The 1,412-nt window shown below is 70.5% G+C and carries 1 protein-coding gene and 1 pseudogene; both read left to right on the top strand.

Features of this window, described 5'->3' with window-relative positions:
• Positions 1–664 (top strand): annotated as a pseudogene (locus tag ABZ281_RS49335) (hypothetical protein); the annotation flags it as partial.
• Between the two features lie 190 nt (positions 665–854).
• Positions 855–1,334: a hypothetical protein gene (locus ABZ281_RS49330; RefSeq protein ID WP_356665379.1), complete on the top strand. Its 480-nt coding sequence runs from the start codon at positions 855–857 to the stop codon at positions 1,332–1,334.
• Positions 1,335–1,412 lie beyond the last annotated feature (78 nt).

Raw genomic sequence — 1,412 nt, 5'->3', positions numbered from 1 at the left:
GCGAGTGGGGGTACCCCCTGCTCGAGCGGAGTCGAGAGCGTGGGGGAGCGTGCCGGGCGTCGTGACGGGGCGAACGTTGCCTGCCGCGGCACTAGCCGAAGTCACCGGGCTGACCAGCGCCTTCACCAGCGCGTTGCGTCGGCTGCGGCCGCGCGGCACGGGGCACGCCCCCGGCCGGGTGGCGGTCGACCTGGCCGTGATGCTCGCCGACGGCGGCGAGACCATCACTGACCTCGCTGTCCTGCGTGACCAGCGCGAGGTGTTCGGCCCGGTCGCCTCCACACCCACCGCCTGGCGTCCTTCTCGCCGACATCGGCCCTCCCGCACTGGCCACCCTGTAAGAGGCCGGCCCGGGCCACCGCACGCGAAATCGCCTGGCTGCAAGCCGCCGACACCCGCGACGGCATACCAGCGTCCCGCGCGGGTGGGCGCGACTGCCCTGCCTGGTCCTGGACCTCGACGCCACCCTGGTCATGGGTGGGGGAACCGCGCAATGCCTGGAGGTCCGCCACCGCGCGCATGCCCGCGTGGAGGACCGCATCCGCTGCGGCAAGTCCACCGGCTTCGGCCGCTTCCCCTCCCGTCACTTCCAGATGAACGCCGCCTGGCTCGAACTCGCTCTGACCGGCCCGACCTGCTCGTCTGGACCCAGGCCCTGCTGCTGGCGGTTCCAGCGATGCCCGCGGTGTCGACGCGTCCGTCGATGCCGTCGGGAATCTCCTTGTGTCCCGTGACCGCCGGATTCCTCGATGCGCCGGTCACGAACTTGACCTTGACACCGTGACAAGGTCTTCACTTGGGCGCAGGAGGTGGTCCCGATCAGCGCGACCGACGTAACGCCGCAGAACACCCGTGTGACCCACGCCCTGAGCGCCGAGGACTCGTCGGCCCGGCTTCAGACGGCCCTGGCGGCCCGAATCCCCACTGGACACCAGGGCTACCGCGGGCGGAAAACAGTCCAGTACGCCCTGGTCGCCACGACCGTGTACGCCTCCGACCGTGACTTCGACCAGAAGATGCAGGCCGGACAGGCCACGCTCGCGAAGTCGCCGTGGACGACGGCCCTGGACAAGTATCTGACGATGCAGAGGACCGGCTGCTTCCAGAAGAACCCGCTCGCCACCGACTACGAGCCCAGCCGGCAACTCGCAGCCAGTGGCAAGACCCTCGGCATCGTCCAGGGCAACTGGGCGATCCCCCTTCCCGGTACCCACGCGCACCGTCCGCCGGCCGATGGAGCGGCATCGTCGACACCCTCGGCGAGACCGCGAAGCGGCGCGACGGCACAACCGTCGGCTGGGTGCGCGCCGGTCTCGCCCCACCCCCCAACCTGACCACCGAACTGGTATGGCGTGTCGCCGAACCGGTGAAGATCGGTGGCAAGCTCCAGGCCGCTCGGCGTCACGCAACCC

The sequence above is a fragment of the Streptomyces sp. NPDC006265 genome (assembly GCF_040613555.1).
Lineage (GTDB): Bacteria > Actinomycetota > Actinomycetes > Streptomycetales > Streptomycetaceae > Streptomyces.
Note: the sequence above shows the minus strand (reverse complement) of the source record. Positions and strands in the feature narration are given on the sequence as shown.